The following is a 20,254-nucleotide window of genomic DNA, read 5'->3' on the forward strand; positions in this document are numbered from 1 at the left end:
TCGTTCGCCGCGCCGATGCGGCGAGCGTCCTTAACAAAAATAATCGGCCCAAGCGGGCCGTCGCGGGTATTAGAGCCGAGACGGGCGCGCTTGTCGAGAAATTGACGTCGCAATGCGACGATTCGCGCGCGCTTCCGAAGGCTTAGCTTGGCGGCTCAAAGACCGAGATCGGAAAGGCCGGGATGATCGGGCGGACGCGGGCCTGCCGGCCAGCGATACTTCCGCTCGCTCTCGCTGATCGGCAGGTCGTTGATGCTGGCGATCCTCAGCCGCATCAGCCCGTTCTCGTCGAACTCCCAATTCTCGTTGCCGTAAGCGCGATACCAACTGCCCGAGTCGTCATGAAATTCATAGGCGAAACGCACGGCGATTCGGTTATCCCGAAACGCCCAGATCTCCTTGATCAACCGATAGTCCAACTCGCGGCGCCATTTGCGGGTGAGAAAGGCGACGATTTCATCGCGGCCGACAAGAAATTCCGCGCGATTTCGCCAGCGGCTGTCGACCGTATAGGCGAGCGACACGCGTTCGGGGTCTCGCGTGTTCCAGGCGTCCTCAGCCATGCGCACTTTCTGCGTGGCGGTTTCGAGCGTGAAGGGCGGCAGGGGCGGTCGCGACACGGGAGCTCCTCGTCGTGTGAACGACGATCTTACCACCTTAGAGCGGAAGATGCCGGCCCATGTCGATGACGACGCGTCCGCGAATCGTTCCTCCAACGATCGAGCGGGCCCGATCCAGCGCCGCATCGAAGGGGATGATCTCGCTCATCGCGTCGATTGTGGAGGGATCGAGATCCTGCGCGATTCGCGTCCACGCCGCCCGCCGCAAGCCGATGCGCGGGCGCACGCTTTCGACGCCGAGCAGCGAGACGCCGCGCAGAATGAAAGGCGCGACATTCGCCGGAAGCTCCATGCCGCCGACATTGCCGCAGGCGGCGACGGCCCCATCGAAGCGAGTCTGGGCAAGAAGATTGGCGAGAGTGACGCCGCCGACCGTGTCGACGCCGACGGCGAAGCGCTGCTTTTGCAGCGGCTTTCCGAGAGCGGAAAATTCGTCGCGGCCGATGATCTCGGATGCGCCGAGGCTTCTGAGATAGGCGTCTTGCCTCGCCTGTCCGGTGACGGCGGCGACGCGCCAGCCAGCCTTGGCGAGCAATGCGACGGCGAAAGAGCCGACGCCTCCCGTCGCGCCGGTCACCACCGCGAGCCCGTCCTCGGGCCGGGCGCCATGGCGCTCGAGCGCAAGCACGCAGAACAGAGCGGTCAAGCCCGCGGTGCCAACCGCCATGGCGCGCGCCGGCGTTAGCGGCGGCGGCAGTTTCGCGAGCCAATCGCCCGATAGCCGCGCCTTTTCCGCAAAGCCTCCATAATGCGCTTCGCCCAGGCCGCACGCCGTCGCAACGACAATGTCGCCTGATGCAAAATCCGGATGCGCGGAGCGCGTGACGCGGCCAGCGAGATCGACGCCGGGGATCATTGGGAAGCGACGCACCACCGGTCCCTTGCCGGTGACCGCGAGACCGTCCTTGTAGTTGATCGCCGAGAAAGCGACGTCAACATCGACATCGCCCTCCATCAGATCGCACTCACGCATGACGACGTAATCGGCGTGTTGGCCGTGATCGTCTTTGTCGATGCGAATGGCCCTGAAGTCAGTCATGTGGCTGCGCCTCCGCCGTTGGCTGCGACCAACCAGCGCTTTTTAGCGGAGAAAAGAAGACAAAAAAAAAGAAAACATGAGGCGGTCTCGGCGATAAAGTCCGAAATTCTGATTGTTCAACTATGCAGAATTGGGCAGCGCCAATAGTGCATAATATTACTTGATGCAGTCGCACTATTCTGTTAGTCAGTCAACAAGTAACGGCAGGGCGACGGTTCTATGCAACAAAGCATTGACCAAGGGCGGCGGGGGCGGCGTCCGTCTCAACAGGAAGTGGTGAGCAATCCGATGAATCAAGCCAACAACATTGAACTCGCGGCTGACATCGTCTCCGCCTATGTGAGCAACAACTCCGTTCCCGCCGGTGAGTTGCCCGGGCTTATCAACGAAGTCTACAGCGCCCTGTTGCGCGTTGGCGCGGGCTCCGCGGCCGCGCCCGCCGAGCCGCCGAAACCGGCGATTCCCGTCAAGCGTTCGGTGACCAATGACTACATCATCTGCCTTGAGGACGGGAAGAAGTTCAAGTCGCTGAAGCGTCATCTGCGCACGCAATATGGTCTGTCGCCCGAAGACTATCGTGAGAAGTGGGGCCTCCCGGCCGACTATCCGATGGTTGCGCCCAACTACGCCAAGGCGCGGTCTAATCTCGCCAAGCAGATGGGGCTCGGCCAGCAGCGCCGGCGTCGGGGCAAATAAAAAGGCGGCCAAAACGGCCGCCTTTTATCCCATTGACCTGAAAACTGCGGCGCGCGCTGTCGCGCTAGGTCAGCGACGCCCCGCGGTTCAGGTCTCTTCGTCAGTTTCGATATCGCCGTCGATCAATCCGGAGACATCGTCGTCGGATTCTTCTTCCTCCAGGAAGGTGTCGTCTTCGGCGTCGTCAGCTTCGATCTCCACATCATCTTCGACATCGATCGATTCCGCCACCGTCTCCGTCTCCTCGACTTCTTCGAGCGACACGGTTTCGGGGCTCTCCTTTTCGAGTTCGCTCTCTTCTTCTTCTTGTTGCGCGCGCGCCGCCGCGCGCGTCAGCGCAACAACCTGATAAATCGCGCCGCATTTCGGACAGGCGATCGGGTCCTTGTTAAAGTCGTAAAACTTCGTCCCGCAGGACTGACATTGGCGTTTGGCGCCGAGTTCGGGTTTTGCCACGGTCGATTGGTCCTCGAGAAGCAGCGTGGGAACGCCCCGCCTGTATTGAGAGACTGTTTGGGCGCTCCGGTTAGTGGCGTCCCGCCTCGCTGTCAAATGGGAAATGCATTGTCTGCGCGCCCATTGCCAAGCGCCGCGCAGATTGGCATAGAATCACCGTCACGCGGGTGTAGCTCAATGGTAGAGCAGCAGCCTTCCAAGCTGAATACGAGGGTTCGATTCCCTTCACCCGCTCCATCCCTTTTTGCTGAATTTTCCCCAGCGTGAGCGATTACGGCCCGCCATTCTTTTGCGTTCGGCCGCGCCTTGCCCGCTGCGACAGCCTTTCCGGCCTCCTGTTCAGAGTCTCGCCAATGCGCGAATCGACCTTGCCGTTTACCAGTGACGCGCAAAGGCGCGCCGTGCAAAGACGCCGCAACGTCGAGACGCCGCGCGCGCGAACGCCGCGCCGCCTCGTCCAAGCGTCCCAGAGAAGGACATGGCGTTAAGCGTTCTTGTATGTTTGCGGCGCGTTCCTCGCGTCGACGCTGCGGATGAGGCGCTGGAAGGTCGCGGAAAATCGCCGGAACGCAACGCCAACTGAGATCGACCACCGATTCGTGCCTGCTGCGTTCCCGGTTGATCCCAAAGCTTAACCGCAAGACGCCAAACCGCCTAATCTTGGCCGTTGACAGAAGGGCCGAAAAGAGTCTGCCGGCGGCTCATTCGCCAAAAGCGCGCGTGAGGCCATCGATAGACCGTTCTCGCAAGTTCTGGCGTTTTGTTTCGCCCGCGCGTCCATATATTGTTGGAACAGAGCATGACTCGGCGAGAGTCAGCGATTCGGGCGCGATTCGTTCGCAGGCTGTTCAGAAGGTAAAGTCGCGCCCTGTTCTAAGTTTCGATATGAAACGAAGGCGCGCTGCGGCGCGCGTCAGGCAGCAAAGAACAAAATGACAGTCGCGCCGTCTTACCCGACGAGCCGCGCCGCCCCCCGCGCAAGGCCGTTCGACAGGGGCGTGGCGGCGGTGCTCGGCCCCACCAACACCGGCAAGACGCATCACGCCATCGAGCGTATGCTGTCCTTTCCCTCCGGCGTCATTGGGTTGCCGCTGCGCCTGCTCGCGCGTGAGGTCTATAATCGCGTCGCCGAACGCGTCGGCGTGGACAATGTCGCGCTCATCACCGGCGAGGAAAAAATTAAGCCCCGCGCGCCGGCCTATTGGGTCGCGACGGTTGAAGCGATGCCGCGCGACGTCCAGGCGGATTTCGTCGCGATCGACGAAATCCAGCTCGCCGCCGATCTCGACCGCGGCCACATTTTCACCGACCGGCTGCTCCACTGGCGCGGACGCCAGGAGACTCTCCTGATCGGCGCGGCCACGATGGCGCCGCTCGTTACGGAGCTCTTTCCCGGCGCGCCGATCTTTACGCGCCCGAGGCTTTCAAAACTTTCTTTCGCCGGCGACAAGAAAATCTCGAGGCTGCCGCCGCGCACCGCCATCGTCGCCTTTTCAGCCGAAGAGGTTTACGCGATCGCGGAACTGATCAAGCGCCAGCGCGGCGGGGCGGCCGTCGTGCTCGGCGTGCTGTCGCCGCGCACGCGCAACGCGCAGATCGAGCTCTATCAGGGCGGAGACGTCGATTACATCGTCGCGACGGACGCCATCGGCATGGGCCTCAATCTCGACGTCGATCATGTCGCTTTCGCCTCCGATCGCAAGTTCGACGGAATACGCCATCGCAGGCTGACGCCAGCGGAATTTGGACAGATCGCCGGCAGAGCGGGGCGCCATATGAGCGACGGATTTTTTGGCGCGACCGGCCGCTGCCCGCCCTTCGACGAGGAGTTGATCGAGGCTTTGGAGGACCACCGCTTCGATCCGGTGAAGACGCTGCAATGGCGCACCAGCTCCCTCGATTTTTCTTCGATCGACGCGCTGATGCATTCTCTCGACCAGGTCCCGGCGCATCCGGATCTAGTGCGCGCCCGGGTCGCAGACGATCAAAGGGCGCTTGAAGCGGCGAGCCGTGATGAAATCGCGCGGCGCAACGCCAAGACGACAGCCGATGTCGCGCGACTCTGGGAAGCCTGCCAAATCCCCGACTACCGCAAGACTTCACCTGCCGCTCACGCCGAGCTCGCGCTGGCGATATTCGCCTTCATCGCCCGGCGTGGCAAGATCCCCGAGGACTGGATGGCGCGGCAGATCGAAGCGGTCGACCGCATCGACGGCGACATCGCGACGCTGTCGAACCGCCTCGCGCAAGTGCGTACCGCAAGTTTTATCGCCAACCGTTCCGGCTGGCTTGACGACTCTCAGCATTGGCAGAGCGTCGCGCGTCGGGTAGAGGACAGCATATCCGACGCGTTGCACGACAGACTGACGCAGCGTTTCGTCGACCGCCGCACCAGCGTGCTGGCGCGCCGCTTAAGAGAGAATGCGATGCTTGAAGCCGAAATCAACGCCGCCGGCGACGTTCTGGTCGAGGGCCAGCATGTCGGAAGCCTCCAGGGATTTCGCTTCACGCCGGATCCCGGCGCGGCGGGCGAAGCGGCCAAGACGTTGAACGCGGCGGCGCAGAAGGCGCTTGCTGGAGAATTCGAGGCTCGGGCGACTCGCGTGTTCGACGCGGTCGACGACGCCTTCGCGCTCGGCAATGACGGCCTGATTCGCTGGCTCGGCGAACCCGTGGGGAAAATCGCCTCTGGCGCCGGCGTGCTGGCGCCGACGACGCGCGTGCTTGCCGACGAGCAGCTGACAGGACCGGCTCTGGAGAAGGTCAAGCAGCGCCTCGACCTCTGGCTCGCGCAACATGTCAAGAAGCTGCTGGGGCCGCTCGAGCAGCTGGAGAAGGGCGAAGGCTTGGAAGGGGTGACGCGCGGCGTCGCCTTCCAGCTCGCCGAAGAATTGGGCGTGCTGGACCGCGCGCGCGTCGCCAAGGATGTGAAGGCTTTCTCCCAGGAGGACCGGGCCGCGCTGCGCAAGCTCGGCGTGCGGTTCGGCGCCTATCACATCTATCTGCCCGCGCTTCTGAAGCCTGCGCCGCGCGCGCTTTCGGCGCTGCTTTGGGCCTTGCATCACGGCGGTCTCGAAAACGTGAGGGGTCTTGAGGAAGTGCCGCATCTGGCGGCCTCGGGACGCACATCCTTCGCCGCCGACGCTTCGATCCCCAAAGGCTTTTATCGCGCCGCCGGCTTCCGAGTCTGCGGCGAGCGCGTCGTTCGCGTCGACATTCTCGAACGTCTCGCCGATCTCATTCGGCCGGCGATCGCCTACCGTCCGGGGCTCACCGCGGGTGAGCCGCCGCCCGGCGCGGCCGACGCCGACGGCTTCGTCGTCACCGTCGCGATGACCTCGCTCACGGGCTGTTCCGGCGAGGCTTTTTCCTCGATCCTGAAGTCGCTCGGCTATGCTTCGACGCAGCGTCCAGGGCCTGCGATTACGGTTGCGATCGTGCCGGCGGCGGCGATGGAGCCGGTGACGCCAAAGACCGCGGCCAAGCCAGCGGAAGCCGCGAGCGAAGATATTCAGGCCGAAAGCGCCGCCGCCGAGGCGCCCGCCGCCGCGGAAGCGGAGATCGCTCTCGCGTCGCAGCCGGCCGCCTCGGAGGACGCGCAGGTCGAGACGCCTGCCGCCGTGGAAGAGCCGGCGACAGAGGCTCCGGCGTCCGTCGCCGTGGAGGAAAGCGCCGAAGCGCACGAAGAAGAGGCGACAGCGGCCGAAGCGCGGGAAGAGCCTGCCTCGGAGGCTGCGCCCCCCAAAGCCGCGCCGACCGAGCCGGAATCCATCGAAATCTGGCGTCCGCAGCGCCACGTTCATGCCGCTCCGCGCCCCCGCGAGGCCGGCGCGCATCGGCAGGCCCCCGGTCCGGGCGCTGAGGACAACAAGCAGCAGCGGCCGCCGCGCCGCGACCAGCGGCCCGGCAACGCTCCGGGCAAGGAGGGGCGTCCGGCCGGAAAGCCGCGCTTCGAGGGCCGCCCGCCGCGCGATGACGCCCGCGCCCGGCGCCCGGCAGGCTTCGCCGCGCCGGAGCGGCGCGAGCGCCAGCCCGATCCGGATTCGCCCTTCGCCAAGCTTGCGGCTCTCAAGGCCGAGCTCGAGAAGAAGGGCAAATAGCGGCGCTTGCGCTTCTGCCCATAGCTTCGCCATCGTATTGCCAATAGTCGGGCTGACAATTATGGCTGCCCGGGGGCGGGCGCGGCCGAGTGCTAGAGGGGCTTATGAAGAAGATTTTGCCCGTTATCATGTGCGGCGGATCTGGGACGCGGGTGTGGCCCGAGTCGCGCGAGACGTTTCCCAAGCAGTTCATTCCGCTCGTGGGCGAGCGCTCCACCTTCCAGACGACGATCGCGATGCTGGCCGACCCGGCGTTCGAACGGCCAATCGTCGTCTCCAATTTGGAATACCGCTTCCTCGTCGCCGACCAGCTGCGCGAGATCGGCGCGGAGGCCGACGTCGTGCTGGAGCCGTCGCGCCGCGACTCGGGTCCGGCGGTCGCCGTCGCGGCGGGCCTCGCCGCACGCCGCGCGCCGGACACCATCGTCGTCGTGCTTGCCGCAGACCATGTCGTGCGCGACACGCAGGGCCTCGTCGATCTGTGCAAGCGCGCGAGCGCCGCCGCCGCCGAAGGCTATATCGTCACGCTTGGCGTCAAGCCCGACGGCCCCGCGACGGGATACGGCTATCTGCGCCCCGGCGCGCCGCTCGAGACCTGTTGCGAGGTCTACAAACTCGACGCTTTTGTCGAGAAGCCGGACCGCGCCACGGCGCAGGACTATGTCGAGGCCGGCTATCTTTGGAACAGCGGCAACTTCATTTTTCGCGCCGACGTCATGCAGTCGGAGATCGCGCAGTTCGAGCCCGGCATTTTCGCCGCCGCCGAGGCCGCGATCGAAGCGGCCCGCCAGGACCTCGGCTTCATGATTTTGAACGCTGAGGCTTTCGCGCATGCGCCGAAGAAATCGATCGACTACGCGGTGATGGAGAAGACCGACAAGGCGGCGTTGATTCCGGCCGACATCGGCTGGTCCGACGTCGGCACCTGGCGCGCCGTGTGGGAATTGTCGGACCGCGACGAAAACGGAAATTCGGTGCGCGGCCATGGCGTCGTGATGGATGCGCGCAACGTCCATGTGCGCTCGGAGGACACGCTGACGACGGTGGTCGGCGTCGACGACATCATCGTCGTGACGACGCAGGACGCCGTGCTGGTGCTCAGCCATGAGCATGGCGATCAGGTCAAACAGCTCGTTGAGCAGCTGCGCAGCGAAAACCGGCGCGAAGCGGGCGAGCACAAGCGCATTTTTCGGCCGTGGGGGTACTATCAAGGGATCGACGAAGGCCAGCGCTATCAGGTGAAGCGCATCGTGGTGAAGCCCGGCCAACGCCTGTCGCTGCAGAAGCATTTCCACCGCGCCGAACATTGGATCGTCGTGCGCGGCACGGCGGAGGTCGGCCGCGACGAGGAAATCCATCTCGTCCATGAGAACGAGTCGATCTATCTGCCGATCGGCAGCAAGCACCGCCTGACCAATCCCGGCAAGATCGATCTGGAGCTGATCGAAGTGCAGACGGGCTCCTATCTTGGCGAAGACGATATCGTCCGCTTCGAAGACGCCTATAATCGGGGGTAGTTAGCGCCCGACCTTTGGCGTCATGGCCGGCCTTGTGCCGGCCATCCACGTTTAAGACGCGCGCCAACTTTGCAAAATAACCGTAGCGGCCGGCGTGGATGGCCGCGACAAGCGCGGCCATGACGCAATCAGCCATCGTCAAAATCTGCGGTCTGTCCTCGCCCGAGACGCTTCTCGCGGCGATCGAAGCCGGCGCGGACATGGCGGGCTTCGTCTTCTTCGAGAAAAGCCCGCGCCATATCGACCTTGAGACCGCCCGCACGCTCGGCCTTCTCGCGCAGGATCGCATCAGCAAAGTCGCGCTCGCCGTCGACGCTGACGACGCCGCGCTTCAAGACATCATCGAGGCGCTCGCGCCCGACTATCTCCAGCTTCACGGAAGTGAGACGCCGGCGCGGGTCGCCGAGGTGAAGGCGCGCTTCGGCTTGCCGGTCATCAAGGCGGCTGGCGTCGCGACCACCGCCGATGTCGAGGCGGCGCGCGCCTATGAAGGCGTCGCCGACGTCATTCTGTTCGACGCCAAGCCCGCGCCGGACGCAGCGGTTCCCGGCGGCGCCGGCGTCGCTTTCGACTGGTCTCTGCTGCGCGGCGTCGCTGTGAAACGCTGGATGCTTTCGGGAGGTCTGACGCCCGCGAATGTGGCGGAAGCGATGCGCCTCACCGGCGCCCGCGCGGTGGACGTCTCTTCCGGCGTCGAGCGCGAACGCGGCGTCAAGGACGCGGCGAAGATTGCAGCCTTCCTGGCCGCCGCTCGGCTTTCATAGCGGCGTTTGACAGTTTAAGACTGCGCCGACGGATCGGCCCCCTCCCTGTCCCTCCCCCGCTTCGCGGGAGAGGGGACGCCAACGAGCCGCATTGCGGGAAACTCGATGAAGCGCCGAATCTGACTCCCTCTCCCGCGTAGCGGGGGAGGGCTGGGGAGGGGGTAGCGACGCAGAGCGAGGACACCCCCCGTGAACAAGCCGATTCCCAATTCCTTCCGCGCCGGCCCGGATGAAAACGGCCGCTTCGGCATTTTCGGCGGGCGTTTCGTCGCCGAAACTCTGATGCCGCTCGTGCTCGACCTCGAAGCGGCGTACGAGAAGGCGAAGATCGATCCGGCCTTTCACGAGGAGCTCACGAGCCTCCACAAGCACTATGTCGGGCGCCCCTCGCCGCTCTATTTCGCCGAGCGCATCACCGACTATGTGCGGGAGCGCGCGGGCGAGGGCAAAGGCGCCAAAGTCTATTTCAAGCGCGACGAGCTCAACCACACCGGCGCGCATAAGATCAACAATGTACTCGGGCAGATCCTGCTCGCGCGGCGCATGGGCAAGAAGCGCATCATCGCCGAGACCGGCGCCGGCCAGCATGGCGTCGCCACCGCCACCGCCTGCGCGCGCTTCGGACTCGACTGCGTCGTCTATATGGGCGCGGTCGACGTCGAGCGGCAGAAGCCCAACGTCTTCCGCATGAAGATGCTCGGCGCCGAAGTCATTCCCGTGCAGTCGGGCGCCCGCACCTTGAAGGACGCGATGAACGAGGCGCTGCGCGACTGGGTGACGAATGTCGCCGACACCTTCTACTGCATCGGCACGGCGGCGGGGCCGCATCCCTATCCGGCGATGGTGCGCGATTTCCAGTCGATCATCGGCAATGAGACGCGCGTCCAGATGCAGGAGATGGAAGGGCGGTTACCGGATTCGCTCGTCGCCTGCATCGGCGGCGGCTCCAACGCCATTGGCCTGTTCCACCCGTTTCTCGACGACGCCAGCGTCGAGATCTACGGCGTCGAGGCGGCGGGCCATGGCGTCCATGTGCCGAACGGCCATGCGGCCTCGCTCACCGGCGGGCGTCCGGGCGTGCTGCACGGCAACCGCACCTATCTCCTGATGGACGACGACGGCCAGATTCTCGAAGGCCATTCGATTTCGGCGGGACTGGATTACCCCGGCATCGGCCCGGAACATTCCTGGCTGCATGAGATCGGCCGAGTGAAATATCTGAACGCCACCGATCAGGAGGCGCTAAGCGCCTTTCAGCTGTGCTCGAAACTCGAGGGCATCATCCCAGCGCTCGAGCCGTCTCACGCGCTGGCGAAAGTGTTCGAACTCGCGGCGGAAAAGCCGCGCGATCATCTGATGGTGATGAATATGTGCGGCCGCGGCGACAAGGACATCTTCACCGTCGCCGAGTATCTCGGCGGGATGTGAAGGGGGGCGTGACACCCTCTCCCGCTTGCGGGAGAAGGGAAGCGCGCCTCATTCATTGCCCCGCGCCACGCATCTTTGCGCGATCTCGTTGAGCTTTCGCCCGCGCTCGACCTCATCCGTCACGCCGGCGAGCGCCTTGCTGCTGATCGCCTCCCGCGCCGTGCACGCACAGGCGTCGTGACAGATTTTTCCTTCGCCACCCTCATTCATGCAACGCGCTTCGCATGAGGCGACGAATTCCGTCGCGTCGACGGCGGGCGGAATGAGATAGGCGAGTCCCATAAAGAGCGCGAAGAGCGCCGGCTGATGTGCGAGATAGATGAGAAGGCTGTGCCGGCCGAGGAAGGGAAGCCATTCTCTCTTGGAATGTGTCGGGAGAGGGTTAGCGCCCTCGCCGCTCGAGCCAAGCCTCTCACCGTAAAGGGGGAGAGAGAGTTTCCCCCCCGCCACGCCGAGCAGCAGCGCGCCCGCCCAGGGAAACAGTGGACGCCAGTCTTGGGTCATAGGCTCGCTCGTCGAAAGCCCGATCGATTGCAGCCAATCGGCGTTGAAGGCGGACGACGCGAAGAACTCCCCGCCGAGAAGGAAGAAGGCGCCGCAAGCGAATGCGGCTGGCCACGGCGCGAAAAGAAACGGCACGGCGATCAGGCTGGCGACCGCGATGCAATGCAGAATGCCGAAGAACACATAGGAGGTGGGAAAGAGCGCATAGGTGCCGGCCGTCACCAGCGCCGCCGCCGCGGCGATGAGCGCGAAGCGGCGCCAGAAGGCCGGCCAGCGCATTGAATAACGATTGGCCAGGACCAGCGCGACGCCGGCGATGAAGAGGAAGGCGAAGGCGATCGAATGGCCGAATATTTTGACGGGCGCCGACCAGGGGAGATTAGCCGGCGCATAGCCGAAATGCGCGAGATCCCAGATGACGTGAAAAACGACCATCGCCAGGACGGCGAGCCCGCGCGCCGCGTCGAGCGCCCACCACCGGCCCTGACTCATCGGCGCGCGGCCGCCGGCGGCGCGCCCTGGAATTTGCTGAACACCATGTCGGGCGCCGAAAGATTGTGGCGCGACGGCAGATGGCGACCGACCCACACTTCTGTCGCGCTGGCGCCAGGAAAGCGAATGACGGGCGCTTCCTCCCAACTCTTGCCGCGCTTGCTGCGCCAGGCGACGATGGCGGCGTCGCTCATCGTCTCCATGGCGTACATCGATCGCAGCGCCGCGAAGGGCAATCCATTCGGCATCGCCTGACTGAAGGAGACGTCCAGCGTTATCCGGTCCTGATCGACGCTCTTGATCGAGAGGCGGCCTTCGCCGCCGCGCCTGAATTTGAGGATCAGGCTGCGCGATTGAGGCTCGAAGACGATTTCCTCGAGATCGACGATCGGCCGCTCCTGCGTCTCGACCGGCCCGACGAGAAAGGACGAGCCGTAAGCCGTCCAGCGCATGTCGTCGAAGGGCAGCGGCCGCGCGCGCCAATAGCCGTCGGGCGGATAGAGCACCATGATTTCTTCGGCGCGTTCACGATGCCACATCCAGAGCTGGATCAGATGGAAGCCGTGCTCGACGGAATCGCCGACGCGGATCGGCACGTCGTTGGGGCGCCAGAACGAGGGAAAGGTGTAGCCCGTCAGCCAGAATTCCGGCGTCTCCCAGAAGGTCTTGCGGCGCGCCTGCGAAAACGCCTTCGGGTCCACGGTGAAATCGCAGCTCGACCAGTCGGGCGCCCAGCGATCCGAGGCGATCGTGTTGATGTAGGAGGGGTGCACGGCCTGGATTTGCAGACTGCGCACGCGCGGCGAGATGAAGTCGAGCTCGACATTGTCCTTCTCGGCGCAGAGCTCCGGGGCCGAATTGTTCTCGACGCGAACTTGCAACTCTTCGGCCGCGTCCGGAGCCTGCGCCGAGGCTGAACCGGTGAAGGCCAAGCCGCCGGCTCCCAAAAGAAAGCGGCGGCGATCGAATGTGGTCAACTGGACGATTCCTTGCTGCTTTTTGAACTCCTTATCGCGCGCGAAGGAAGCGCGCGGCAAGCGTCGCGATCCATTAACGGGGCGCAAAAGGCGAAAACAAGGAATAGGCCCGCCCGGTCAGGACGGGCCCTTGCTGAGGCGTTCAGATCAAACGTTCGGATCAGAAAAGGCCGCCGCCAAACAAAGCGGCGAAAGGATCGGCGACGGCGTAGCCCGAGCCATAATAGGAACGGCCGCGCGAGGACGCATAGTGGACGCTGCTCCCCCGCCGCGTGCTGGCATAGTATTGGCCGTGTGGCGGCGAGCCGGTGATCGAAATGCGGCCGCCTTCATTCTGGACCATTTGATACAGCATCGCCGCGTGGCCTGGCGACAGGCGCACGCAGCCGTGCGACGCCGGCTGGCCGAGCATCCCCGTCGCATAAGACCCGTGAATCGCATAGCCGCCGCGGAAAAAGATCGAGTGGGGCATGGGCGACATGTGATACTTTCGGGAATAATGCATGGGCTGCATGCCGGTGGGCGCAAACGAGCCGCGTGGCGTAGAATAGCCGGCGCGGGCCGTCGACACCGGCCACGAATAGCTGCCCGACGAAGACTGCACATGCATGGTCTGCGTCGAAAGATTGATGTGGATGTGGGCGGCGGCGTTCGCCGCGCTCGCCCACGCAAACGGACAAACAATGAAAGGAATGATGACGGGAATACGCATGATGGACTCCTAACCAAACGCGCAGGCGCCGCGCCGGGCATTCTGCTGTGGCTTAGCGCGCCATCAAACTAAATGAAGCGGTAAGCTTTCCCGGCAAGGATGAATCGCAAACCTTTGCGCCGGCGACGCGCGCTTCGACACTGGGGGCGAAACGCCCATGACGACAAATTCGATATTGCGCGCGCTGCGCGTGGCGCTGTTCGCCTTAGCAGGCTTAGCGTCCTTAGCGTCCTTAGCGTCCTTAGCGTCCTTGGCGTCCTTGGCGTCCTTGGCGGCGCTGGCGACGACAAATGGCGCTCTGGCGCAGGATAGGGGCGTGCTCGATCCAAAGCCGCTGCCGCCGCTCGCCAATCCCTCTAGTCCGGTGACGCCGGCGCGAGAACTGTTTGGCCGCGCGCAGGAGGCGGCGCCCCTCCATCCCGATCCGATCGGCTTCTATTCGCGCGGCTGTCTCGCGGGCGGCGAGCCGCTGCCGATCAACGGCCCTCACTGGCAGGTCATGCGCCTGTCGCGCAACCGCAATTGGGGACATCCCAATCTCATCGCCTTCTTGAAACATTTTTCGTCGAAGGCGGCGCGCGAATCGGGCTGGCCAGGCCTGCTCGTCGGCGATCTATCGCAACCGCGCGGCGGGCCGATGCTCTCTGGCCACGCGTCGCATCAGATCGGGCTCGACGCCGACATCTGGCTGACGCCGATGCCCAACCGAGAACTCACCCGCGAAGAGCGCGAAGAGCTGATGTCGACGGACGTGGTGCGCGACGACGGGCTCGACGTCCGCCCCGAGGTCTGGAGCGCTGGCCACATCGCCCTGATCCGCGCGGCGGCGATGGAGCCGGCCGTGCAGCGCATCTTCGTCAACGCCGCGATCAAACGCGCGTTATGCCGCTCGGCGCAAGGCGAAAGCTGGATGCACAAGGTGCGGCCGATGTGGGGGCACAACTACCATTTCCACATCCGGCTTCACTGCCCGAACGGCTCCAACTGCCGCGACCAGGACCCGACGCCCGCCGGCGATGGCTGCGACGCCTCGCTCGCCTGGTGGTTCCAGGACGGGGTGCTGCACGCGAAGAAGTCGGGAAAAAGCTGGCCGCCGATGACCATGGCGGGACTGCCGTCCGCCTGCCGCGAGGTTTTGCGCGCGCAATAGGCCTCAGCGCAGGTTCCGAAAAAGTTGACAGACTTTTTCGATGAGAACCTGCTCCAATGTTTTGATTTTGAGCGTTTCCTATCGATCACATGATTCGATGTGATCGGGAAGCGCTCAGTCGCAAGAGCCCAGCGGGCAGGCGAGGCCGGTTCCGCCGAGTCCGCAGTAGCCGCCGGGATTTTTGGCGAGATACTGCTGGTGATATTCTTCGGCGTAATAAAACGGCGGGCTCTCGCGGATTTCCGTCGTGATCGCGCCCAGGCCCGCCTGCGTCAATACGCGTTGATACATGGCGAGAGAGTCCTTCGCGGCGGCGAGCTGTTCCGGCGTCGAAACATAGATGGCCGAGCGATATTGCGTGCCGGCGTCATTGCCCTGGCGCATGCCCTGCGTCGGGTCATGGCTTTCCCAAAAAATGCGCAAGAGCTGTTCGAAGCTCATCGCCGGCGGCTGGTAGACGACGCGCACCACCTCGGCATGGCCGGTGCGGCCGCTGCAGACGTCCTCATAGGTGGGATTTTTCGTCACGCCGCCGGCGTAGCCGACCGCCGTCCCATAGACGCCTTCGCCGGCCTGCCAGAATTTGCGCTCCGCGCCCCAAAAGCAGCCCATGCCGAAGAGGACCTGTTCGGACCCCAGCGGAAACGGCGGGTCGAGCGGGCGCCCGTTAACGAAATGGCGCGCCCCATGCGCCACCGGTGTTTCGCGGTCGGGAATGGGCCCGAGCAGTTTGGCAAGACCGAGTTCGTCGAAGATCGTCATGGCGCCGATATAGTGTGGCGGCTCGAGGGAAACTAGCGCCGTGCGTAATAGAGAGGCGCCGACCGCCGGTGGCTGAGCAGGATCAGCAGGGCCCCGACGCCGCCGAAGGCGACGCTGACCGGTGCCAGCATCAGCGTGGTCAGAACCGGGTCCCACAGAAAGGCCGAGACATTCTCGACGCTCGACTGCAGCGACTGGTAGAGGCCAGGAAACACCGCGGACGTTCCCCTGCTGATGCTCGTCACCATGACGCGGCCGGCGGCGATCGAGCGGGTGCCGTCGACGATGAGGGCGATGAACCCGCCCGCGAGCAGGAGAAGGCCGATCAGTCTTGTGAGGAGTCGCAGCATGGTCTCTTCGTGCGAACGTAGATGTTGCGATGGGTCGAAAAAGCGTGGGGAGAATAGGCGCCGCGGCCGCGTCTGTCCATGCTTGGCGTTGCGTTCCGGTCGCGCGTGAATATAGTGCGCGCTTCGCGGAGGGGTGGCCGAGTGGTTGAAGGCGCACGCCTGGAAAGTGTGTATGCGGGAAACCGTATCGCGGGTTCGAATCCCGCCCCCTCCGCCACTTCTATCGAGGGCAACTGTCTCCGGGCTGCATCAACGTAGCTCCGGCGCGCATCACGCGACGGCCTTTAACGGCTTCGCCCGTTCGATACGCTTGCGCTCGCGAGGCGAATGCATTGCTTCCCATAAATCGCTACGTCTCTGTACGTTCAGCCAGAAGTCGGGACTATTGCCAAACACGCGGGCGAGGATGAGCGCCGTCGCCGCCGTCACATTCCTGCGGTCATTGCACAGTTCGTTGACATGCTTGCGCTGGACGCCCATCGCCGCGGCCAAGGCGGCCTGGGTCAGCCCCATCGGCTCCATGAACTCCTCGACCAGAATCTCCGCCACCGTCACGGGCTTGCGCTTCGTCATCAACATGGCTCGCCTCACTGGTAACTGTGGTTGTCCAGATAGACGCCGGATGCTTCACCCTTAGCGCCATCCCACTGAAAGATGAGTCGCCACCGCTTGTTCACCCGGATCGAATAAAAGTCAGCCAGATCGCCGCGCAGTTTCTCGAAGTGATTGCTCGGCGGGACACGCAAATCTTGATCTGTCGTCGCATCGTCGATCATCTGTAGTTTGCGGAACAGGCGGCTTTCGAGATCGGGCGGGATTTTCTTTGAGCGAACGTCGTCGACAAAGAAGGCGCGCAACCAATCGTCCCGAAAGCTTTCGATCATGCCGCAACTCTATATGAGCATATGTACTACTCTGTGGGTCACTTGGCAATGCGGACGCGCCGTCCAAGGCTCGGCTGTTACAATCCCACATTCTGACCGGCGCCAAGCGCCCCCGGCCACCCGCCGGCATTTCCTGCAGCGCCCAGACCAGCTACAAAGCGAAGCATGAATAGGGTCTTGTCGCTCGCGCGCGCAGCGCAATACTCGAGCCGATCTCACAAATCTCGCTCGAAGGGAACGACGTGATTCAGCGGTTCCTCTGGCTTGCGATGGGCTATTGGAAGGGCCAGACGCAGCGCCCGGCGTGGGTTCTCTCGGTTGGATTTCTGATCTGCCTGGTCGTGAACACTTACATGGCTCTGGCGGTGAATCGCTGGAGCAAGAGTTTCTTCGACGCGCTTCAAACGCATAAAGTCGATGAAGTGACCGGGGGAATTCTGCAACTCGCCGTTCTGGCCGTCGGCGTCGGTCTTGCCTCGATCGCCACAACGCAGTTTCGTATGCGACTTCAGGTCAACTGGCGATTGTGGCTCACCGCCTCGCTCATTGAGAAATGGCTCGTCAACGAGTCTCGCCAAGCATGCGCCATATCTCCTGCAATCGACAATCCTGAAGCCCGCATCGCCGATGACGGCCGGCTGGCGATCGAGCTTTTTGTCGATCTCGCCGGAGGCGTCATCAATATTTTCTTGGTGTCGGCCGCCTTCATCCTCGTTCTCTGGCAAGTCGGGGGCTCCTATGAGTTTCTCGGCGTGGTCATCCCCGGTTATCTGGTGCTCGCGGTCTTCGTCTATTCAGTGGTGACTTCGTTTTGCATGTGGGTGCTCGGGCGACCGCTGGTGGCAAGCGTCGAAGCAAAGGCCGCGGCGGAGGGGAACTTCCGCTATGCGCTCACCCGCGCCCGTCATGAGTTCGAGTCGAGAGCGGTGGTGGAAGCCGACGAGGACATCGACCGCGATATTGGCGATTACCTGCGCCATCCCGTCGTCAAGGGGGTTCCGATCATTCCGGATCGGCTGCCCGAGATCGACGCCCGGAGCGGGAATCCCTTCGACAGATTTCTCTTTCTGCTCGCAGCGACCTGGGGGCGCGTCATCCAGGGGCAGACAAAGATCGTCTTTTTAACGCACGCCAACAATCTTCTGGCGCCCGCCGTCCCCTTGCTGCTTGGCGCGCCGAAATATCTTGCCGGCGATTTGACGCTCGGAGATCTGATGCAGGCGGCCGCGGCCTTTTTGCAGGTGCAGCTTTCCCTCAATTGGCTCGCCGACAACGCCCTGAGCATCGCGAACTGGTCGGCGTCGGCGCGGCGCGTCGCGGCCCTTGATTTGGCGATTGACACGACACGTGAGGAATAGCGCGTGCGCTTGTGACGTAGCGCTGACCAAGAGGGAACATGAGCCGACTTCGCATCCACCGGGAGAGTCATCTCGTCCGGCGCATCGGCTGGCTGCGGGCGGCGGTGCTCGGCGCCAATGACGGCATCGTCTCGACCGCGAGCCTCATCGTCGGCGTCGCCGCGGCGCAAGCGACACGCAATGATGTGCTCGTCGCCGGCGCGGCGGGGTTGGTGGCCGGCGCGATGTCGATGGCGGCGGGCGAATATGTTTCGGTCAGCTCTCAATCCGATACCGAAAAGGCCGACCTCGCGCGCGAACGCGAGGAACTGAGCGATTACGCCGAACTCGAAAGAGAGGAGCTTGCGCAGATTTATGTCGAGCGCGGCGTCGACCTTGAGCTGGCGCGGGAAGTCGCATTGCAGCTCATGGAGAAGGACGCCCTGACCGCGCATGCGCGCGACGAATTGGGCATTTCGGAGATCGCCAGCGCGCGGCCGGTGCAGGCGGCGCTAACGTCGGCCGTCACCTTTGCCGCGGGCGCCGCGCTGCCGCTCCTCATCGTTGCGATCGCGCCGCGCGACGCGACCATCCCCATCGTCTCGGCCGCGTCTTTAGGGTGCCTCGCGCTGCTCGGCGCTGTCGGCGCCAAGGCCGGCGGCGCCGGCGTCCTGCGCGCCGCGATTCGGGTGACGTTCTGGGGCGCGTTGGCGCTGGCGCTGACGGCGGGCGTCGGCAAGATTTTCGGCATGGCCGTTTAATGGCCGTTTAAAAGAACCGGCGATCGCGGAAACAGTTCTATATGGCGAACGCAAGAAGCAGATCGCGAATGGAGCAACAGATGATTCGCCTGGGGTTTGTCGCGGTCCTGAGCATCGCTTTCAATATGGTCGGGGCGGCCGTCGCGAAGGAGCCTGCGCCAGCCGAAGTCGTGACGGAAATCGCCAGGGCGACAAAAACCGCCACCGGGCAGCCGATCACGCTTCCGCAGGGGCCCTTGGAGGTCGTGGCTTCGATTTACACTCTGGCGCCGGGCGTCAAACTGCCGGAACATAAGCATCCCTATCAGCGCTATGCCTATATTCTTGAAGGGCAACTGATGGTCCAGCAGGCCGATTCCTCGTCGCGCGTCTATCACGCTGGCGAATTCGTCATCGAGAGCGTCGACCGCTGGCATTTCGGCGCGACGGTCGGGGCCGTTCCGGTCAAATTGCTGGTCATCGATCAGTTGCCGCCGGGCGCCGAAGTCACGATCAATCGGCCCGCGGCGCCGTAACGGCAGTCAGAACACGACGGCCCGTTCGTTGGACGTCCGCGAAGCGTTTACGTGTCGCGCTAAAGCCGCGCCTCCAGGATCATGTTGAACGGCGTCGCCGCCGCCTTGCGGAAATGGGAGAAGCCGCCTTCGCGCACGACCTCGCCGATGCGCTTCGCGCCGGCTTGCGCGCCGAGCGCGAGCCCGACGTCCTGATTGAGCGACGTCGGCACGCAGATGTGGGTCGAGCCGGCATAATAGACCCGCCCAACGGGGTTCAGATTGTCCGCAAGGCTGTCGCCGGCCGCGGGCTCGATCAGCATCAGCGTTCCGTCTTCCGCCAAAACGTCGCGAATATGCGCGACGGCGCCGACGGGATCGCCCATGTCGTGCAGCGAATCGAACATCGTCACGAGATCGTAGCGCGCGCCGGCGAAATCCTGCGCCCGCGCCACGTCGAAGCGCACGTTCTTGCGACCGTTCGCCTTCTCCCTCGCATGAGCGATCGAACCCTCGTGGTAGTCGATCCCGACAAATTCCGAGTTTGGAAAGGCGTCGGCCATGAGCAGGGTCGAGACGCCATGTCCGCAGCCGACGTCGGCGACATTCGCGCCGCGTTCGAGCTTGGCGGTGACGCCGTCAAGCGCCGGCAGCCATTCGGCGACAAGATGCGTCCGGTAGCCCGGCCGGAAGAAGCGCTCCACGCCGCAGAACAGGCAATTGCAATGGTCGCCCCAATGCATGCCCTTGCCGCTCTTGAAGGCTTCGGCGAGTTTGGGTTCGTCGTGAAAAATCGCGGTCATCAGGCTGAAACCTCCCACCATGAAGGCGGGGCTGTCCTCGGCGGCAAACACCGCGGTCTGCTCGGGAGACATCGAAAATTTGCGCGCCTCGGCGTCATAATCGACGAAGCCGGAGGCCGCTTGCGCGGAGAGCCATTCGCGCACATAGCGCTCATGCGTTCCGGTCTTGTCGGCGAGTTCGGCGGAGGTCGCGGCGCCTTGCGAGAGCGCGCGGAACAGGCCGAGCTTGTCTCCGATGATCACCAGAGCCGCGTTGGAAGCGGCCCCCAGCTCATTGACGACCGTTCCGAGCAGCGAGTCGAGCTTGTTCATGTCAAGGTTCATCGCTCACCTCTCATTGTGATTGGACGCAGGCGCGCCTTCGGATATCGCGCTCAGCGCCTCTACAGCGCTCGCGGGCATGACGCG

The 20,254-nt window shown here is 63.9% G+C and carries 20 protein-coding genes and 2 tRNA genes; 11 read left to right on the forward strand and 11 right to left on the reverse strand.

Features of this window, described 5'->3' with window-relative positions; all coding sequences use genetic code 11:
• Positions 1 to 155: 155 nt before the first annotated feature.
• Both ACPS74_RS10475 and ACPS74_RS10480 read right to left on the reverse strand, forming a co-directional pair.
• Complete coding sequence (locus tag ACPS74_RS10475) at positions 156 to 563, reverse strand: DUF1348 family protein (RefSeq protein WP_239755376.1); 408 nt, start codon at positions 561 to 563, stop codon at positions 156 to 158.
• Positions 564 to 657: 94 nt separating this feature from the next.
• Positions 658 to 1,659, reverse strand: a complete 1,002-nt coding sequence (locus ACPS74_RS10480; RefSeq protein WP_029651814.1) for an MDR family oxidoreductase — start codon at positions 1,657 to 1,659, stop codon at positions 658 to 660.
• 288 nt (positions 1,660 to 1,947) lie between these two features.
• Here ACPS74_RS10480 and ACPS74_RS10485 point away from each other — a divergent pair, with 288 nt between their 5' ends.
• Entirely contained in the window at positions 1,948 to 2,355 is a 408-nt protein-coding gene (locus ACPS74_RS10485; RefSeq protein ID WP_018406485.1) for a MucR family transcriptional regulator, read from the forward strand.
• An 87-nt stretch (positions 2,356 to 2,442) separates the two neighbouring features.
• On the opposite strand, the gene ACPS74_RS10490 is transcribed toward ACPS74_RS10485, so the two are convergent.
• A complete protein-coding gene (locus tag ACPS74_RS10490) occupies positions 2,443 to 2,811 on the reverse strand; it encodes a TIGR02300 family protein (RefSeq protein ID WP_029651813.1) in 369 nt (122 codons plus the stop codon).
• A 163-nt stretch (positions 2,812 to 2,974) separates the two neighbouring features.
• On the opposite strand from ACPS74_RS10490, the gene ACPS74_RS10495 reads away from it, so the two are divergent.
• The 5 genes from ACPS74_RS10495 (at position 2,975) to trpB (ending at position 10,620) form a co-directional block, all read left to right on the forward strand.
• A tRNA-Gly gene (locus ACPS74_RS10495) sits at positions 2,975 to 3,048 on the forward strand.
• A gap of 695 nt (positions 3,049 to 3,743) precedes the next feature.
• Positions 3,744 to 6,911 (forward strand): helicase-related protein, encoded by a 3,168-nt coding sequence (locus tag ACPS74_RS10500; protein WP_029651812.1) that lies wholly within the window; start codon positions 3,744 to 3,746, stop codon positions 6,909 to 6,911.
• 104 nt (positions 6,912 to 7,015) lie between these two features.
• Positions 7,016 to 8,428, forward strand: a complete 1,413-nt coding sequence (locus ACPS74_RS10505; protein WP_029651811.1) for a mannose-1-phosphate guanylyltransferase/mannose-6-phosphate isomerase — start codon at positions 7,016 to 7,018, stop codon at positions 8,426 to 8,428.
• A gap of 119 nt (positions 8,429 to 8,547) precedes the next feature.
• Entirely contained in the window at positions 8,548 to 9,192 is a 645-nt protein-coding gene (locus tag ACPS74_RS10510; protein ID WP_029651810.1) for a phosphoribosylanthranilate isomerase, read from the forward strand.
• 189 nt (positions 9,193 to 9,381) lie between these two features.
• Positions 9,382 to 10,620 carry a tryptophan synthase subunit beta gene (gene trpB, locus ACPS74_RS10515; RefSeq protein WP_029651809.1) on the forward strand — a complete coding sequence of 413 codons (1,239 nt, stop codon included), beginning with the start codon at positions 9,382 to 9,384 and terminating at the stop codon, positions 10,618 to 10,620.
• A gap of 48 nt (positions 10,621 to 10,668) precedes the next feature.
• Here trpB and ACPS74_RS10520 read toward each other — a convergent pair whose 3' ends face one another.
• The 3 genes from ACPS74_RS10520 to ACPS74_RS10530 form a co-directional block, all read right to left on the reverse strand.
• Complete coding sequence (locus ACPS74_RS10520; RefSeq protein ID WP_029651808.1) at positions 10,669 to 11,616, reverse strand: heparan-alpha-glucosaminide N-acetyltransferase; 948 nt, start codon at positions 11,614 to 11,616, stop codon at positions 10,669 to 10,671.
• Positions 11,613 to 12,593: a hypothetical protein gene (locus ACPS74_RS10525; protein ID WP_036242259.1), complete on the reverse strand. Its 981-nt coding sequence runs from the start codon at positions 12,591 to 12,593 to the stop codon at positions 11,613 to 11,615. Before ACPS74_RS10525 ends, ACPS74_RS10520 begins: the two co-directional genes overlap by 4 nt.
• A gap of 160 nt (positions 12,594 to 12,753) precedes the next feature.
• Positions 12,754 to 13,305, reverse strand: a complete 552-nt coding sequence (locus ACPS74_RS10530) for a L,D-transpeptidase (protein WP_029651806.1) — start codon at positions 13,303 to 13,305, stop codon at positions 12,754 to 12,756.
• 157 nt (positions 13,306 to 13,462) lie between these two features.
• Here ACPS74_RS10530 and mepA point away from each other — a divergent pair, with 157 nt between their 5' ends.
• Entirely contained in the window at positions 13,463 to 14,455 is a 993-nt protein-coding gene (gene mepA / locus ACPS74_RS10535; RefSeq protein ID WP_083481415.1) for a penicillin-insensitive murein endopeptidase, read from the forward strand.
• Between the two features lie 114 nt (positions 14,456 to 14,569).
• On the opposite strand, the gene msrA is transcribed toward mepA, so the two are convergent.
• Positions 14,570 to 15,217, reverse strand: coding sequence for a peptide-methionine (S)-S-oxide reductase MsrA (gene msrA, locus ACPS74_RS10540; RefSeq protein WP_029652177.1), 648 nt, complete (start codon positions 15,215 to 15,217; stop codon positions 14,570 to 14,572).
• A gap of 32 nt (positions 15,218 to 15,249) precedes the next feature.
• A complete protein-coding gene (locus tag ACPS74_RS10545) occupies positions 15,250 to 15,567 on the reverse strand; it encodes a hypothetical protein (RefSeq protein WP_026222665.1) in 318 nt (105 codons plus the stop codon).
• Positions 15,568 to 15,694: 127 nt separating this feature from the next.
• Between ACPS74_RS10545 and ACPS74_RS10550 the strand changes: the two genes are divergently transcribed.
• Positions 15,695 to 15,784: transfer RNA gene (locus ACPS74_RS10550), tRNA-Ser, on the forward strand.
• Positions 15,785 to 15,837: 53 nt separating this feature from the next.
• Here the strand turns inward: ACPS74_RS10550 and ACPS74_RS10555 are convergent.
• Both ACPS74_RS10555 and ACPS74_RS10560 read right to left on the reverse strand, forming a co-directional pair.
• A complete protein-coding gene (locus tag ACPS74_RS10555; RefSeq protein WP_029652176.1) occupies positions 15,838 to 16,146 on the reverse strand; it encodes a HigA family addiction module antitoxin in 309 nt (102 codons plus the stop codon).
• Between the two features lie 8 nt (positions 16,147 to 16,154).
• Complete coding sequence (locus ACPS74_RS10560) at positions 16,155 to 16,451, reverse strand: type II toxin-antitoxin system RelE/ParE family toxin (RefSeq protein WP_029652175.1); 297 nt, start codon at positions 16,449 to 16,451, stop codon at positions 16,155 to 16,157.
• A 242-nt stretch (positions 16,452 to 16,693) separates the two neighbouring features.
• Here ACPS74_RS10560 and ACPS74_RS10565 point away from each other — a divergent pair, with 242 nt between their 5' ends.
• From ACPS74_RS10565 to ACPS74_RS10575, 3 genes are all read left to right on the forward strand, one after another.
• Complete coding sequence (locus ACPS74_RS10565) at positions 16,694 to 17,809, forward strand: SbmA/BacA-like family transporter (RefSeq protein WP_055725734.1); 1,116 nt, start codon at positions 16,694 to 16,696, stop codon at positions 17,807 to 17,809.
• 38 nt (positions 17,810 to 17,847) lie between these two features.
• Positions 17,848 to 18,549 carry a VIT1/CCC1 transporter family protein gene (locus ACPS74_RS10570; RefSeq protein WP_029652172.1) on the forward strand — a complete coding sequence of 234 codons (702 nt, stop codon included), beginning with the start codon at positions 17,848 to 17,850 and terminating at the stop codon, positions 18,547 to 18,549.
• An 80-nt stretch (positions 18,550 to 18,629) separates the two neighbouring features.
• Positions 18,630 to 19,064 carry a cupin domain-containing protein gene (locus ACPS74_RS10575; protein WP_239753671.1) on the forward strand — a complete coding sequence of 145 codons (435 nt, stop codon included), beginning with the start codon at positions 18,630 to 18,632 and terminating at the stop codon, positions 19,062 to 19,064.
• 59 nt (positions 19,065 to 19,123) lie between these two features.
• Here ACPS74_RS10575 and ACPS74_RS10580 read toward each other — a convergent pair whose 3' ends face one another.
• Positions 19,124 to 20,170, reverse strand: a complete 1,047-nt coding sequence (locus ACPS74_RS10580) for a class I SAM-dependent methyltransferase (RefSeq protein ID WP_029652170.1) — start codon at positions 20,168 to 20,170, stop codon at positions 19,124 to 19,126.
• Between the last annotated feature and the right edge of the window lie 84 nt (positions 20,171 to 20,254).

This window comes from Methylocystis sp. SB2 (assembly GCF_049817085.1).
Taxonomy (GTDB): domain Bacteria; phylum Pseudomonadota; class Alphaproteobacteria; order Rhizobiales; family Beijerinckiaceae; genus Methylocystis; species Methylocystis rosea.

Coding starts and splice junctions, on each gene's coding strand:
- ACPS74_RS10475 (WP_239755376.1), bottom strand. CDS start 563: ATGGCTGAGGACGCCTGGAACACGCGAGACCCCGAACGCGTGTCGCTC.
- ACPS74_RS10480 (WP_029651814.1), bottom strand. CDS start 1,659: ATGACTGACTTCAGGGCCATTCGCATCGACAAAGACGATCACGGCCAA.
- ACPS74_RS10485 (WP_018406485.1), top strand. CDS start 1,948: ATGAATCAAGCCAACAACATTGAACTCGCGGCTGACATCGTCTCCGCC.
- ACPS74_RS10500 (WP_029651812.1), top strand. CDS start 3,744: ATGACAGTCGCGCCGTCTTACCCGACGAGCCGCGCCGCCCCCCGCGCA.
- ACPS74_RS10505 (WP_029651811.1), top strand. CDS start 7,016: ATGAAGAAGATTTTGCCCGTTATCATGTGCGGCGGATCTGGGACGCGG.
- ACPS74_RS10510 (WP_029651810.1), top strand. CDS start 8,548: ATGACGCAATCAGCCATCGTCAAAATCTGCGGTCTGTCCTCGCCCGAG.
- ACPS74_RS10520 (WP_029651808.1), bottom strand. CDS start 11,616: ATGAGTCAGGGCCGGTGGTGGGCGCTCGACGCGGCGCGCGGGCTCGCC.
- ACPS74_RS10530 (WP_029651806.1), bottom strand. CDS start 13,305: ATGCGTATTCCCGTCATCATTCCTTTCATTGTTTGTCCGTTTGCGTGG.
- mepA (WP_083481415.1), top strand. CDS start 13,463: ATGACGACAAATTCGATATTGCGCGCGCTGCGCGTGGCGCTGTTCGCC.
- msrA (WP_029652177.1), bottom strand. CDS start 15,217: ATGACGATCTTCGACGAACTCGGTCTTGCCAAACTGCTCGGGCCCATT.
- ACPS74_RS10545 (WP_026222665.1), bottom strand. CDS start 15,567: ATGCTGCGACTCCTCACAAGACTGATCGGCCTTCTCCTGCTCGCGGGC.
- ACPS74_RS10555 (WP_029652176.1), bottom strand. CDS start 16,146: ATGTTGATGACGAAGCGCAAGCCCGTGACGGTGGCGGAGATTCTGGTC.
- ACPS74_RS10560 (WP_029652175.1), bottom strand. CDS start 16,451: ATGATCGAAAGCTTTCGGGACGATTGGTTGCGCGCCTTCTTTGTCGAC.
- ACPS74_RS10570 (WP_029652172.1), top strand. CDS start 17,848: ATGAGCCGACTTCGCATCCACCGGGAGAGTCATCTCGTCCGGCGCATC.
- ACPS74_RS10575 (WP_239753671.1), top strand. CDS start 18,630: ATGATTCGCCTGGGGTTTGTCGCGGTCCTGAGCATCGCTTTCAATATG.
- ACPS74_RS10580 (WP_029652170.1), bottom strand. CDS start 20,170: ATGAACCTTGACATGAACAAGCTCGACTCGCTGCTCGGAACGGTCGTC.